At 56.8% G+C, this 15030-nt stretch carries 11 protein-coding genes; 7 read left to right on the top strand and 4 right to left on the bottom strand.

Features of this window, described 5'->3' with window-relative positions; genetic code table 11:
- Positions 1 to 145: 145 nt before the first annotated feature.
- Complete coding sequence (locus HDF12_RS01995) at positions 146 to 3520, bottom strand: TonB-dependent receptor (protein WP_257025309.1); 3375 nt, start codon at positions 3518 to 3520, stop codon at positions 146 to 148.
- Positions 3521 to 3761: 241 nt separating this feature from the next.
- Between HDF12_RS01995 and obgE the strand changes: the two genes are divergently transcribed.
- The 5 genes from obgE (at position 3762) to HDF12_RS01970 (ending at position 9983) form a co-directional block, all read left to right on the top strand.
- Entirely contained in the window at positions 3762 to 4874 is a 1113-nt protein-coding gene (obgE, locus tag HDF12_RS01990) for a GTPase ObgE (protein ID WP_179580823.1), read from the top strand.
- Between the two features lie 569 nt (positions 4875 to 5443).
- On the top strand, positions 5444 to 6211 hold the full coding sequence (locus tag HDF12_RS01985; RefSeq protein ID WP_179580821.1) for a hypothetical protein: 768 nt from the start codon (positions 5444 to 5446) through the stop codon (positions 6209 to 6211).
- A 358-nt stretch (positions 6212 to 6569) separates the two neighbouring features.
- Entirely contained in the window at positions 6570 to 7484 is a 915-nt protein-coding gene (gene panB, locus HDF12_RS01980; RefSeq protein ID WP_179580819.1) for a 3-methyl-2-oxobutanoate hydroxymethyltransferase, read from the top strand.
- 135 nt (positions 7485 to 7619) lie between these two features.
- Positions 7620 to 8462, top strand: coding sequence for a pantoate--beta-alanine ligase (panC, locus tag HDF12_RS01975; RefSeq protein ID WP_179580817.1), 843 nt, complete (start codon positions 7620 to 7622; stop codon positions 8460 to 8462).
- Positions 8463 to 8519: 57 nt separating this feature from the next.
- The gene (locus HDF12_RS01970) at positions 8520 to 9983 is read left to right on the top strand and encodes a GGDEF domain-containing protein (RefSeq protein WP_218892282.1); all 1464 of its coding nucleotides are present in this window, start codon (positions 8520 to 8522) and stop codon (positions 9981 to 9983) included.
- A 99-nt stretch (positions 9984 to 10082) separates the two neighbouring features.
- On the opposite strand, the gene mnmE is transcribed toward HDF12_RS01970, so the two are convergent.
- Positions 10083 to 11456 carry a tRNA uridine-5-carboxymethylaminomethyl(34) synthesis GTPase MnmE gene (mnmE, locus tag HDF12_RS01965; protein ID WP_179580813.1) on the bottom strand — a complete coding sequence of 458 codons (1374 nt, stop codon included), beginning with the start codon at positions 11454 to 11456 and terminating at the stop codon, positions 10083 to 10085.
- Positions 11457 to 11851: 395 nt separating this feature from the next.
- Positions 11852 to 12703 carry a PEP-CTERM sorting domain-containing protein gene (locus HDF12_RS01960; RefSeq protein WP_257025308.1) on the bottom strand — a complete coding sequence of 284 codons (852 nt, stop codon included), beginning with the start codon at positions 12701 to 12703 and terminating at the stop codon, positions 11852 to 11854.
- A 590-nt stretch (positions 12704 to 13293) separates the two neighbouring features.
- Here HDF12_RS01960 and HDF12_RS01955 point away from each other — a divergent pair.
- The gene (locus tag HDF12_RS01955; RefSeq protein WP_179580811.1) at positions 13294 to 13986 is read left to right on the top strand and encodes a DUF2461 domain-containing protein; all 693 of its coding nucleotides are present in this window, start codon (positions 13294 to 13296) and stop codon (positions 13984 to 13986) included.
- Positions 13987 to 14169: 183 nt separating this feature from the next.
- On the top strand, positions 14170 to 14613 hold the full coding sequence (locus HDF12_RS01950) for a rhodanese-like domain-containing protein (protein ID WP_179580809.1): 444 nt from the start codon (positions 14170 to 14172) through the stop codon (positions 14611 to 14613).
- 197 nt (positions 14614 to 14810) lie between these two features.
- Here HDF12_RS01950 and HDF12_RS01945 read toward each other — a convergent pair whose 3' ends face one another.
- Positions 14811 to 15005, bottom strand: coding sequence for a hypothetical protein (locus HDF12_RS01945; protein WP_179580180.1), 195 nt, complete (start codon positions 15003 to 15005; stop codon positions 14811 to 14813).
- Positions 15006 to 15030: the final 25 nt, after the last annotated feature.

Raw genomic sequence — 15030 nt, 5'->3', positions numbered from 1 at the left:
TCGCAGCCGCAAATGGTCCGCACCACGCCAAAAACAACAGGACACTATGAGATTAGCCGCAGACGCGGCAATTGTGAAAGGCCACTTCCGTGTTAAGCACAAAAGAGCAGCGACCGAAGCCGCCGCCCTCTCGAAATAACCAGGTTTAGAACTGCGCCCGAACCGACAACTGGACCTGACGGGGTGTGTAAGAGAATCCGCTCGCGTTCGAGTTCGTCACGGAGCCGAACAGCGGTAAAGCGGAGTTCGCGCTGCTCGTGTTGAACGTCAATAGGTTCGCTGTTACCTGTTTGGCCACATTGGTCGTAGTACCGATGAAGTATCCGGTAGTATTCACCGACGTGACGTTCTGCCGGTTCAGAATGTTGAAGCTCTCTCCAAGCAGTTCCAGCTTCACACGTTCGGCAACATTGAACCGCTTCGACAGCCGAAGATCCAGCACATTCGTGCTCGGCTGTTGCAGACCATTGCGCTCAAACCCCGGCAGCCGGAAATTTCCGTTGCCAGTGCCGGTTCCGCCCGATCCGTTCACACCGCTCCCCACCGCATTCAACTGCGCGCCGTTGATAAGACCCGTCGACAGCGTCCCGCTGGTGGCCACCGAATAGGGCAATCCGCTCTGCGCCGAGAAGTTCGGCGAAACCTCATAGTCGTTCAGCAGATAACTCTTCCAACCCGTAAAGCGCCACGGCGACGTCGCCACCGCCGTCAGGACAAATCGGTTCGGAACATTCTGATTGGAGTTTCCATACTCCCCGCGAAGATTCGTCGGATCCACCAGCGCATTGGCAGAGGTACCAGTCTGGTTGTTCTCCCCGTAATCCAGCGCATGGGACCAGGTATAGTTCGCGCTGAATTGCAGGTTGTGCGTAAGACGATGTGAGATCTGACCCACCAGACCCTGGTAGTTCGAGTTGACCCCGCTGAAGATGTTCGTCTTCGATCCGAAGTTGCAATCCGGACGCTGGCTCGGACACACCTTGGAAGACGTCGTGCTCTTTGCAAAAAAGTTCGACGTGAACGTGGAACCGTTCCGCAGTGGGCCTTTCCCGAACGTGTCCACCACGGTGTAGGTCACGGTGGTCGGAGCAGGCAGGTTCAAGTCGACAAAACTCGGCAGACGCCGCCCAAACGATCCCAACCAGGTCACGCTGACGACCGTATTCCAGCCAAGGTCCTGCTCCACCGTCAGGTCTGCCTGGTGGATCTCCGGCAGCTTGAAATTCTTGTCGAAGAACGTGGAGTTCGGTGGAGTTCCCGTGTTGACCAGCGTCGGAATGACCTCCGGAAACACCGGTGCGCCCGCGCTCGTCGACGTGTACGTGAAGCTCGGCTGGCCGTTGAGCGACCCTGTGTTGATCAGCGCGTTATAGATCGAGGAGTTGATGACACGAGCGAAGAACTCTCCATAGCCGCCTCGCAGAATCGTCTTGCCGCCTCCAAACACATCGTAGGCAAAGCCAACTCGCGGACCAATGTTGCTCTTATTGCTAGGCAGCGACCCCGTCTGCGGAATCGATGAAACGATCAGGCTGCTGACTGGCGACGGCAACTGTTCATACTCATACCGAATGCCGCCGGTCAGGCTCAGACGCGGATTCAACTTCCACTCATCCTGCACGAAGAAAGCATAATCCCCCGTATTGAAATCGAGGCCGGGCCGACCAAACCCCTGCGTATACGAGCTGTAGTTATGCGCCTGGGCAACTGTCTTCGGATTCTGTGAGAGATACAAGTCCGTTAGGTAGTTCGTCAACGTGGAGTAACTATATCCGCCATACTGCGCAAAGAGATTGTTGATCAGGTCATTCGTATGAATGTAGTCGCCGCCAAATTTAATGCTGTGGTTTCCGCGAATCCAGTTCACCGTGTCGGCGACCTGATTCCGGCGCTCATCCGGCAGCGCAGCACGCTGCAGAAACGTCTGTGTTCCAAACGTAAAGCCATTCGTAATCGATACACTCGGCGGAAGTCCGCCAAACGGATTGCTATAGCCTCCCAGGGTCGGGCCGACCAGGTTCGAAGTCTCATAGGCCGCAGGATCCTGGGCGAACTCGAACTCAAAATCGCGCCCGTACTGATAACGAACCTCGTTGCTGATGTTGTTCGTAATCAACGTATCCAGCTTCGCAATGCCGAACGTATCGCGTACATAGTCGTTGCCAAAACTATGCGAACCATCGAAGACCGTAGCGCCCGTCTGGATGCCTGCCGGTGAGATCCAACGCAACCGGTTCACCTCAAACGAAGCATGATTCTTTCCGTTGATCTGCCAGTCCACTTTAGGAAAGAAGATCGTCTGATCGCCCGTACGCGGCACACTGCCGAGCAGCGAATTCAGATTGGCTAGACCGCTGGTGTAATCCGTTGCGGCCGCACCATAACTGGCCAGCTTGAGATTGTTTTGCAATGTGCACGCCGCCGCGTCGATCGTGCTTGGCGCCGTCGCACCTGTCCCTCCGCACACCTTCCCGCCCGGTAGCGCCGCATCAGGCGTCGCAAAGAAGCTCGTCGGATTGCTCGCGGCCGCGACCGCAGGAAAGTTTCTTTGAAAGCGGTCAGCCGCAAAGAAGAAGAACAGCTTGTCCCGGAAGATCGGCCCGCCCACCGCACCGCCCCATTGCTTGCGACGATCCGTCGGCTTGAAGTTCACCGAACTGAAGGGTCCATTCGGAACCACCTGCACGGTCTTCGTCGTAAACGCGTTCGCCGCTCCCCACTCCGCATCGCGATCGTAAAAGTACGCCTCGCCGTGGAACTTATTGCCGCCCGACTTCGTGATCGAGTTCACAACGCCGCCAGCAGCCCGGCCATACTCGACCGTGTAGTTCGAAGTATTAACCTGAAACTCCTGAATCGAAGCTTTGGCCGTCGAGTAGCCCGCGCGAGTGCGTCCACGCTCCTCTGAAAAGTAGGCCTGATTGTCATCTGCTCCGTCGATGGTTACATTATTCAGCAGGGTGCTCTGGCCGCGGAAACTCAAAAGCCCAAACCCGCTCGAATCGGCAACCACTCCAGGTGTCAACAGCGCATAAGCCGACCAACGATAGTTGTTCACTGGAAGATCAAGCAGCATCTTTTGATTGATGACTCCCGAAAAATCAGGCGACGTCGTATTCAGCACCGGGGCCTCGCTCGTCACCTCAACCGTGTCGCTCACGTTACCCACAGGCAGCTTGGGCGAGATATCTGTCAGCAGTCCAACCTCGACGAGGACCTCACCGGAACGATAGCTTCGGAACCCGGGCGCCGTAATTGTAACCGTGTAGGTTGCAGGCTGTAGATGGATCACCCGGAAGACACCCGAGCCATCGACCTTCACGTTCTGTTCAGCATTCGTCGCGTTCGAATGGACGACTACGATCGCGCTCCCAATCGCGGAACCACTCGCATCCTCGACCGTACCGCCGATCGCGCCGTCGACTGCTGACTGCCCGTAGCTCCTTAGTCCTGTAGCCGCGCAAAACGTCGCAATCAGCGCAACCAGCGCGCCGCGCATCATCCATCCCGAAATCTTCATCTGGTCTCCTGAGTTTGTTTCGCCCTGCAGACTGCACGTCGTTCCGCGCCTGCTACGAGCCAAAGTTTGCTTGCTTTCTGTGAGTCTCCCCAGCGTCGCATGAGACCGTTAACGTCGGATTACGAGAAGTAAAAATGATGTCTTCTACACGCTCCCGCATGACACCCTCGCATCGTCACAGAGCCTCGCGCGATCGCCGCAACCCGCTCCAGGCGCGCAAACTTGTACACTGTTAATAGAAATGTTTATTGATGAAGCAAGAATTCGTATCAAGGCCGGCGACGGCGGCAACGGCTGCATGGCCTTCCGCCGAGAAAAGTTCGTCCCCAAGGGCGGCCCCTCGGGCGGCGACGGCGGCCACGGAGGCGACGTCCTCATGTCCTCCTCCCTCAGCCACAACACCCTCGTCCATTTCCGTTTCAACCCCGAGCACAAGGCGCAGCGCGGCGGCCACGGCCTCGGCTCCAACTGCTCCGGCTCAGCCGGCGATAGCACCACCCTCAAAGTTCCCGTAGGCACGCTCCTCTACGACGACGCCACTGGCGAACTCATCCACGACTTCGCCCGCCCAAACGAGACCATCGTCATCGCCAAGGGAGGTCGCGGCGGCCGCGGCAACCAGCACTTCGCCACCAGCACCCACCAGGCCCCGCGCGAGCACGAACTCGGCCGCGCCGGCGAAGAACGCACCTACCGCCTCGAACTCCGCCTCCTCGCCGACGCCGGCCTCGTAGGCTACCCCAACGTCGGCAAATCCACCCTCATCTCGCGCCTCTCTGCAGCCAAACCCAAGATCGCCAACTACGCCTTCACCACCCTCGAACCAAACCTCGGCGTAGTCCAGGTCGGCGACTTCCCCCACACCGAATCCTTCACCGTCGCCGACCTCCCCGGCCTCATCGAAGGCGCACACCTCGGCGCTGGTCTCGGCATCCAGTTCCTCAAACATATCGAGCGCACCAGCGTCATCGTCCACCTCGTCGACGTCTCCGACTCCGGCGCCGCCGAAGGCACCTCCCGTCCCGACCCCGTCGCAGACTACAAAGTCATCACCGAAGAGCTCAAGAGCTTCGATCCCGCGCTCGCCGCCAAGCCCACCATCCTTGTGGCCGCCAAAGCCGACGTGGCAAATCCGGAAAAGCTCAAAAAGCTCACCGCAATGGCCAAACGCCGCAAGTTACCCTTCTTCATCATCTCCGCCGTCACCGGCGAGGGCATCGAGCCGCTCAAGTTCGCCATCGCCGAGATGGTCGCCGCCCACCGCCCCATCGCGCTCGAACCCGAGATCGTCGAACCCGTAAAGCTCAAGCCCAACTACCCCCCACCCCCAGGTTCCGCCCGCGGCCGCGCCTAGCCTTCGCTCCAAACCGAAATGTTGTCCGTTCTCGCCGTCATCCTGAGCGTCATCCCGCAGGGATCTGCTGTCTCTCACCCAAGAACATCGTCATTTCGACCGAAACGGACCACAGTCTCATCGTGGTACGCGCAGTAGAGAAACCCCGCATTTGCCGTTGCTTTTGCCGTTGTCGTTGCCGCTGCATTTGCCGTTGCCTGCTCGTGCTGTCATCCTGAGCGCAGCGAAGGATCCCAACGAAGCCTGTCCCGCCAAACCTTTCGCCCCTTTTTACCCACCATCTCAACGCTACAGTTGTTCTTCCAGCCATAGCCGTCACTCTTTTTGCTTGTCATTCCGCAGGGATCTGCTTTGCCATTGCCTCTCGCCTGTCATTCTGACCCTTAACTTGCCAAAGGGAAATAACCCTCGGTAATTATCCCTTGACCTCACATGCGAACAAGTCAACGACATCAGCAACGGCACGCATGAGTTGCGCCAACGCTGGGATGACAGGCTGCGTTTGCCTGTTTCCGAACTGGGCGAACGCGATTTGCGGGGCGACTCAAGATTCTTCTTGATTGCCTTGTTTGCGGCCGCAGTTCGGCATCGGAAAGCGTCTCTCCCTTACCGTACTTACGGAGCGCGAGAACACCGTCGTCGCCCGTACCTGGAGAGAAGACCATTCGGGCGCAGCTAATGGCAATCGTCAGTTCCCGGTGCTTATCGAATCTGTCCATGTCATGGACGATGCAAATAGGATCATCGACCGCGTCGCTTCCTCTTTGGTATGGCTGGACGTCCTCAATGAGCTTCAAAACATTGGCGTTGGTAATTCCCTTTATTTTTCTTTGATACCCGCCCAGTTCGTTTTACGTCGTCGGAGATCTTTGGAGCACCGGGAACTGAATCGCTGTCTCGTGATCCCTCCGATACTCAATGCTGGAGAAATACCAGACGATGTGATCAAGGCAGGATCGCAAGTGGTGGACAATCTCTCCGCTCAGAACGCTAAAACGCAGCGGGATGGTGAGATTGCGATGATAGTCAACCTCCTCTTGCCATTCCTTCGCATTTGGATCGGGAATAGTTGGGTATTTGCTGCTGTTGAAAAGTTCGCGATCTCACTTTGGAGATTGAAGATTCTCTCGTCGGCCCGTTTTATTTTCTCGGCAATTCCCGCGAAGGGATGGTTGGGGGGCATCAATCCAAGCCATCCCAGCATCGTACTTGAATTGAGGGGATGCATCTATCGTTTGCGTGCTCTTGTTTCTTCTTCGACTGCAATCCCAAAAAGCTGTCAAGGCCCCGTCGCCATCAAACCCATTGCAATCAATGGCTTGCACTGTGCGCATTAGTTTCATCTAAACCGTTACAATTGAAACAGTCAGATTGTGTGAGATGGTCTGAAGCCCCACAAGTGCCGAAAACACTCTAACCCTTTGTTTCTAGGTATCTGCGGGTAACTCGTTTAGAATGACATATTTGCGAGAGATACTCTCCCGTAAGCTTATGATAATAAAAAGGTTACACGCGGGTAATATGGGGGGGTGTACCTTGCGAGGACAGGGCAGCGAACCTTCAACCCCTTGCCATTAGGACCACAAGACGCGTAAGTTTTAACCCGGACCCAGGTACCTGCTGGGACAGGTGGTATCCAGCCAAAGTCATCCTCACCAAGGACGACACGCGGCGGAGCTGCACTGGAGATTTGCAATGAGTTTGACCACGTTCTCTACGGAACGAGCCGGAGCCCAGGGTGGGCGACAGGCCGATTCCCCCGCCAAAGTAACCGTCCCCTCCCTCCTCGAAAAGAAACTTCTACGCCGGCCGATCAGCGCCATCACGGCCTATGACTACGCCAGCGCCAGGCTCGTCGACGAGGCTGGCCTCGACATCGTCCTTGTGGGAGACTCGCTCGCCATGGTCATGCAGGGCCACGAAAACACCCTCGCCGTCACCATGGACGAGATGCTTCTCTACACCCGCGGAGTGCGGCGGGCCGTAAAACGCGCCCTGCTGGTTGCCGACATGCCCTTCGGCAGCTACCACACCGACGACCGCGAAGGACTTGCCAACGCGATCCGCTTCATCAAGGAATCCGGAGCCGAAGCAGTCAAGCTCGAAGGTGGCCGCGAACGCACCGAACTCATCCGGCGAATCACAGCCGCCGAGATCCCGGTCATGGGACACATCGGACTCACTCCCCAGAGCGTCCATCGCATGGGAGGCTACAAAGTACAAGGCAAGACCATGGAAGCGATCGACGAACTACGCACCGACGCCCTCGCCCTCCAGGAGGCAGGCTGCTTCGCCATCGTCCTCGAGGGTGTGCCCCGCGAGCTCGCCCGCATCATCACCGAAGAGCTTCACATCTCCACCATCGGAATCGGCGCCGGCCCCGACTGCGACGGACAGATCCTCGTCCTCCACGACATGATGACCATGACCTTCTCGCCTCCAGCGAAGTTTGTCAGACGGTACGCCGACGTAGCAGGAGTCATGCGCAAGGCACTGGAAGAATACCGGCACGACGTCGAAGCCAGAACCTTCCCCGCCGACGCCGAGAGCTATCACTTCTCCCGCGAGGTCCGGGAATTGATGACAGAACCGATCGAAGTGGTGGGATAGCCGGACAATCGAAACGAGCAGGAAAGAAACTCTCAGTCGCGTCGAGCGGACTATGGTGGCACACGTTGGTGCGCTGAAGAAGTGAAGAACTAAAGATAAACCCGCAGCGACGCGGGCGAGAGGAGCCGTCATTTGATGCAGATCGTAAAGAGTGTTGCGGAGATGCAGAGCATCTGTCGCAAACTCCGGATGCAGGATGGATTGCTGGGCTTTGTCCCAACCATGGGCGCGCTTCACAAAGGCCATCTCTCCCTGGTCCAGCGAGCCGGAGCCGAGTGCCAAACTGTAATCGCATCGATCTTCGTCAATCCCCTCCAGTTCGGTCCGGGAGAAGACTTCGCCAAGTATCCACGAACCTTCGAGCAAGATTGCAGGCAACTCGAGGCCGAAGGTGTATCCGTTCTATTCGCTCCCGAGGCCACGGAGATGTACCCAACCGGCGCTGTAACCACCATCACCGTGCCCGGCATCGGCGACCGGTTAGACGGAGCCTCCCGGCCAGGTCACTTCACCGGAGTAGCCACCGTGGTAGCGAAGTTATTTCACGTGGTTGCCCCCCACCGCGCCTACTTCGGACAGAAAGATGCCGCACAGCTAGCCGTTTTGCGACAGATGATTCAGGACCTGAACTTCGACCTTGAGCTGGTGAGTTGTGCGATCGTGCGAGATGCTGATGGCCTTGCTCTGAGCAGCAGAAATAAATACCTTAGCATTCCGGAGCGCGAACAGGCACTGGTTCTGCATCGATCGCTTACTAAGATCGAGCAGAGCATCGCAAGCGGCGAACGCCGCAGTTCGACGCTCTTGCAAATCGGGAGAAACACCCTGGAGACTGCGAAGGGCATACGGGTTGACTACCTTGCCATCGTCGACGCCCGATCCCTCCTTCCCGTCGCATCTGCAGAGAGAGACGTCCTGATCGCAGTAGCAGCGTATGTTGGGCGAACGCGTCTGATCGACAACTTCCTCGTCGCGTGAAACCGACAAACGGGTCGATAGCGCCAGAGCGAGCTCCGCAAATGACACGGAAGTACCATGCAACCCTTGCAAATATGCGCGTATTGGGTTCCCGCTTTAGTAACATTCAGGGAGCGCCATCTTAGTGACGACTTGTCCTTGAACTGCCGGCTGCGTAGGACAGGACACCGGCAAAGGATGCAAGACAGACTGCAAGGGAAGAGGCAACTTCAGATGCCGAGCACTTCCATTCACGAGCTCGCGATTCAGCAGATCGAGCGGCTTTCACGAAGAGGGTTTCAGCGACTAGCGTTGCCACGGCCTCTTGAGAACGCCTTCGAGCAGTCAACACTCGCTCGACGATCCGAGCGTCTCTGGCTGGAAGGTCTGGTAGCGATTGGTCTGTTCAATATCTATCTCCTCGTCGACCACTTTCTCCAAAACAGCAGCAACTCCTGGCTCCCGTTACAAATCCGACTGTGCGTTGTCACGCCCCTGGCCCTGCTGATTAATCTCAGCATGCGCTGGAGTCCAAACAAGATCTATCGCGAAGTAAGCATCGCCGGCGCCAGCTGCTTTATAGGAATAACGCACCTCTACATCGAGAGTAATAAAAATGCAGCCTCTTCCGCGTACGCTCAAGTAGGCCTGATTGTAGCGGTCATTTTTGTCAACGTCGTGATGCGGCTCCAGTTCTTTTACGCTCTCAGCGCGTCGGCCATTTTGCTCGCCAGCGACCTCGTCTTCATTCAACACGACCATTTCCTGAACTCGTCGGAAAAGCTCCTCGGAATCACTTTGGCGGTCTGCGCCATTTCGATGACCGCAATTGCGAATTACAGCATCGGGCGAGAAGAACGATTGGGCTTCCTGATGCGGCTGCGCAGCGAGATACAAAGCAAAGAGCTTTCCTTCCTGAATGTCGAACTGCAAAGAATTTCCTGCATCGATAGCCTGACTGGACTCGCCAATCGGCATGCTTACGAGTTGCAGTTTGCCAAACTGTGGAGCGAATCTATTGACTCCGGCTCCTGCTTATCCGCCATCGTGATCGACATCGATCACTTCAAGCTCACAAATGACACTCGCGGCCATCTGTACGGCGACCGAGTACTGGTCCGAGTTGCTTCTCTGTTGTTGCAAGGTCTGCGCTGCAAGGACGACTTCGCGGCGAGATTCGGTGGTGAAGAGTTCGTGGTTCTACTTCCCGGCACAACACAGGAAGGAGCCATGATCGTCGCCGAACGCATCCGCAAGCTCGTCGAGGTGGCTGGATCTCCAGCACTACCCGAGCCCGGCAGCCATCCCAGGCTTTCAACGGTAAGTTGCGGCGGAGCGTCCTGCTACCCGAGCGACGTCAACTGTAAGGAGGACCTTCTGGATGCGGCCGATAAGGCGCTCTATCAGGCAAAGGAGCTGGGTCGCAATCGGGTATGCTGGGGCGAATTAGCGAGCAGACAAAAAGAATCATCGTCCTCCTATAAGCGACCCATAAGGATTTCGGTCAAGAGTGACCCGCTGCCGCTGACGAGCGTCGACTAGCCATCATCGTTCTCGCGGATTCAATACTTTCTTCTGTTGGCGCGGATACAGGGAACGTTGTTTCAGGTATCACCGACAGAACTGCTTTTGTAGGCAATGTTATTTTCCGATGCAGAACTTACTGAAGATAAGGTTTAGGATGTCGTCGGTCGTCGTAGAGCCTGTGAAAGCGTCCAGCGCGTGAAGACCTTCGTAGAGGTCAAGAAGGATCATTTCATGAGGGATGATCGCGGTCGCCGCTTGCCTCGCTCGATTGAGAGCCGCCAATGCGTCCGATACCGACCGCTGTTGGCGGTGGTTGGTGAGAACCGCGGTCTCAACGTTTGGGATTTCCTTCGTGACCAGCGACAGGATGGCTCGACGTAACTCAGAGATACCCGATCCGGTGAGAGCAGACGTTTCAATCGTTTGAAGAGTAGGTTTCAGGATGTTCGATTCCAGGTGTTCAAGATCTTGCTTGTTGATAACAATGAGGAAGGGGCGGCCAGTCAGGGTGGCTACTGCTGCCGCGTCTTCTTCATGCGGTAGTGCAGTGGCATCCAGGACCAGGAGTACTACATCGGCTTCGGACATAGCTTCGCGGGATTTGGCGATCCCTATTGATTCGGCTTCGTCGGCAGAAACGCGCAGACCTGCGGTGTCGATGAGTTCGAGGGGAATGCCTTCCAGTGATACGCGTTCGGTGACCAGGTCGCGTGTCGTACCGGGAGTCGATGTGACGATGGCGCGGTCGCGTTCGACCAGGCGATTGAAAAGAGAGGATTTACCGACGTTAGGGCGGCCAACTATGGCCATGGTAAAGCCGTCGCGGACGATGCGGCCGTAGTCAAAGGAGTGCTCCAGTGCGGTGAGGGGGGCTTCGATTGCTGTGATTTGGGAGGAGATTTGATCTTGCGCGAGGAGGTCGATGTCGTCTTCAGCGAAGTCGATGCCAGCTTCGAGCGCGGCGATGAGGCTTATAAGTTGTTGTTTTATTGGGGTGATTTGACGTGAGAGCGAGCCCCCAAGCTGCTGAGCGGCGATGCGGGCCTGATGGAGGGTGGTGGATTCGATCAGGTCGTGGACGGCTTCGGCCTGGGTAAGGTCGAGGCGGCCGGAGAGGAAGGCTCGCTGGGTGAACTCACCGGGTTCGGCGAGACGGGCGCCGGCGGCGAGGCATTGGCGGAGGAGGTGATGGAGGAGGACGGGCGATCCGTGGGCGGAGATCTCTACAATGTCCTCGGAGGTGTAGGAGTGGGGGGATTGGAAGTAGGTGACTACAGCTTCATCGAGAACTTCGCCTGTGGAATCAAGGATTTCAGCGAAGCGGGCCTGGGCGGGGACCAAGGGATGGCGAAGTTTCAGGAGGGGTTCGGCGATGGTGCGGGCAGCGGGGCCGGAGAGACGGACGATACCGATGCCGCCGCGGCCGGACGGGGTGGAGATGGCTGCGATGGTGTCTTCGGAGTGGAAGCTGGAGTTGGAGTCGCTCACCGGGATTTTTCCATGTTAGCGGGAAGAAAAAATCCTGTGTGGTGATCGTGGTGCTTTTCGGGGGTTTTTTGCGAAAAGCGTGGTGCAGAACGTGGTGTTTTGATGGTGTGAGCGTGGTGAATTGCGTGGTAAACGTGGTGAAGTAAGACCACGTTTTTGAGGAGTGAAAAACATGCCAACTTTTCAAATCTTTTTTGCGATGCGGTACTCCGACCGACTTAGCGGCGGGAACGTAGGGGAGAGAGCGGACTGTCTGAACTCGTTTCGGGGAAGCCTGCCCCGGCGAGTCGCGAAAAGAAGCGCCAGCCACCTGAAGGCGACTGGCGCGTGTTGAGAGTCATTCGTTCTTGATTCGACACGGAGCGATCCCGGTCGACTGCGTATTGCGACCTGGACTAAACGGAGAGCTTGCGACGAACGATCCCCGCCAGCCCGAGCAGCCCGGTCCCAAAGAGAGCGAACGTGCTGGGTTCCGGAACGGCAGGAGGCGGTCCAAGTACCTGGGAGTAGTCAGCAGACAGGTCCTCGATGAGGAAAGGATTGCTGCTGGTTGCGCCGGTTAGGGAGATGGTTTTGATGAAGGTGCCGCTTTCGGTCCATTCATTGAGGGAGCCCTGAAAGATGTTTGAGGTGAAGAAGTCGGTTCCATCAAACGCGATTCCGGTTGTACCGCCGGAGTGAGCCGCTGCGTTGATGTAGTCCGCCTGAATGAGGTTGCCGTTGGTGTCGTAGAGGTCGTAGTTATCTACGCTGCCATCTGCCTCGTTCGATAAAAGATATCCTTTACCGTTCATCACGAAGTACTCGAGACCGTCGCAGTACCCAGTGCAGTCTGCGAGCGACACCGTCTTCAGCAGCGTTCCGGTAGGGCTGTACAGGTAGGCATGGTTGGTGCCGCTATAGTCGCCGACCCAGAAGTTTGTACCGTCGTAGGCAATCGTCGAAAGAGCTCTCGAGCCAGCGACTGTAAACAAAGGTCCGTTATCTGTTTTTGTGGTGAGATTGTAGGAGTAGACGGCGTTGGTGGTAGCCGAGGTGTAATACATTGTGGTCCCGACGACCACGACACCGCGACCGTTGAAGCCGCTGAGTCCGGTGTAGGTGTTGGTGACGGCCCCAGTGGTCTTGTCGATTTGGAAGACGTATGGGGCGCCGTTGTCGGCGTTGTCCCCGTAGATGAAGTCGTCCGCGAGAGCTGAAGAGGTCGCGGCGGCGAACAGGCAGGCTAAAACAAGTAATTTTTTCAAGAACCACCTCCAGAGCTGGTTGTAAAGAGTAAACGAATCCCGAGCCTTCGCTTGCCCTGCGATGGGAGAAAAAGACCGCAGGTTCTCAGGCGAATGGCGTCGGAGGAACGACAGCATAAGCGGAGACAGAATTGATTTTTTTTAGAAGGGGCCTAAAAACCGAACCGGAGACATAACCGTCTGGTTTGCGGTAGTGTCTATCGAGCGTTCGCCAAGAAAGCTTTCCAGATAGTGGAGCTTGTTGGCTGACGCGAAGCTAGTTGCAATTGCGGCTCCAACTATCGCTGTTGAAAAGGAAGCATTTATTTGAGTGAAAGTGAGAGTCCGTGCAAAGAATTGCGGATTTGTGGGAACTAGAGGTTTTGTTGCATGGAGATACGGATCACAGAGAGAGCTTTTTGGCTGTGAGCTAAGGTCAACGGGAGAAAAGCAAGAACAGCAGCATGCGCTCCTCGCGTGTAGCTCCGGGCCGAAAACACAACCTTGATCCTGCATGAGAAAAGGCGAAAGGTGCGGCTGGCGTTTTCTCTTCGATCGCATCGGTGATCGATGGCTGAAGACGGAACGCATCTGGAGGGTACGATTGAAGGATGGGGACACAGTTTTCGAATGAGGCTTTGAAGTTTTTGCGGGGGCTGAAGAAGAACAACGACCGCGAGTGGTTTGGGGAGCGGAAGGATGTCTACGAGAAGCAGCTGAAGGAGCCGATGCTGGCGCTGATCGGCGAGGTGAATGAGGCGATGGCGGAGTTTTCGCCGGAGCACCTGCGGCCAGCGAACAAGATTCTGATGCGGATCTATCGCGATATTCGGTTCAGCAAGGATAAGCGGCCTTACAAGCATCATGTGTCGGCGTGGTGGGCGAGGGATGGTTTGCAGAAGACGTCGGGGGGCGGGTTCTATCTGCAGGTGAGTTCGACCGAGCTGCTGATCGCAGCAGGGGTGTACATGCCGGAGCGGGAGCAGTTGCTGGCGATACGGCGATACCTGGTGGATCATCATCTGGAGTTTCGCAAGATTATGGCGGGGAAGAAGCTTCGGTCGTTGATGCAGGAGACGGAGACGCTGTCGCTGACGCGGCCGCCTAAGGGGTTTGCTGCGGATGATCCGGCGATCGACCTGGTGATGTGCAAGCAGTGGGGCTTGTCGGCTACTCTGCCGGTGGAACGGGCGACTTCGCCGGGGTTGCTGAAGGATGTGGTGGAGCGGTTCAAGGTGGCCGCGCCTTTGATCAGGCTGCTGAATACTCCGCTTTTAGGGAAGGCTAAGATGCCTCTCTTTTAAAGACCCTGTCCTGCCGGACGGGCCCACTTCGCGTGGAGCGGTCACTTCGTGACGTGTGTACCTTTTCTGGGTTGGTGATCGGCTCTGGTCCTCCCGTTGGTCGGCGCGAGTTTCGCGGATTTGATGGTGCCGACAACTGGCGCTGGATAGCGAACATCTGATCCAAGTAGCTGGAGGATGGGGATGAGCGTGACGGCGATTGTTGTAGCGGTAGTTTGCATCGTGGTGGCGGGGTTGATTGTGCGGCGCGTCCTGGCGAAGCGTGAGGTGAGGGAGAAGAGTATTGAGCCCGAGGCCCTGTATGCGCTGCTGAAGGCAAAGAAGATTCTGCTCTACGATGTGCGGCAGCCGCTGGATTTTCTGGCGCATCCGGAGATTATTCCGGGCGCGACGAGGATCGCGCCTAAGGATATCGCTGAGCATACGGCTGAGTTTTCTCGCGACCAGAACTCTGTTATCTATTGCACGGGCGGCGACGATGAGACCAGCCAGATGGTGTTGGGGAAGGCGCGGGCGCTGAACTTTACGCGAGTGAAGCTGCTGAGGGGTGGCCTTGCGGCGTGGAAGGAGAAGGGGTATCCGGTGGAGGCTTATACAGAGTCCTTCCACCTGGATACGGCGAAGTAGATTGGTTTTGTTTTTGAGAGAACAAGCAACAGCAAAGGCGAAATGCGGGGGTCTCTCCACTGCGCCGTGCGATGAGATCGCACGCCTCCGGTCGAGATGACGCGTTTATCAGTGTCTGGATAGGCTCCGGCGTTTATGAGTGTCTGGACTGGCTCTGGTCGAGATGACCACATTTTATAAGTTCGGGGCAGACAAGATTAGAGCTTGTTTTTTACTTCGGTCATCAGCGAACCGACGGGGTTGGTGATTGCCTGCTTTGCGATGGTTCCCAGCGGTTCGCCGCGGCGGTACATCAGATAGGCTGCGATGACTCCCGATGCGATGGTTGCGAACAGGATCAGCTTGCTCATGGAGCGACGGCTTTCGGCTAGTTCTAATTCCTCGGTTCCCATGTTTCCCCCTGGAGCATTGCCTGGC

Source organism: Tunturiibacter gelidiferens, from assembly GCF_013410115.1.
Taxonomy (GTDB): domain Bacteria; phylum Acidobacteriota; class Terriglobia; order Terriglobales; family Acidobacteriaceae; genus Edaphobacter; species Edaphobacter gelidiferens.
The sequence above is the reverse complement of the archived record's forward strand: the minus strand, read 5'-3'. Positions and strand labels throughout refer to the sequence as shown.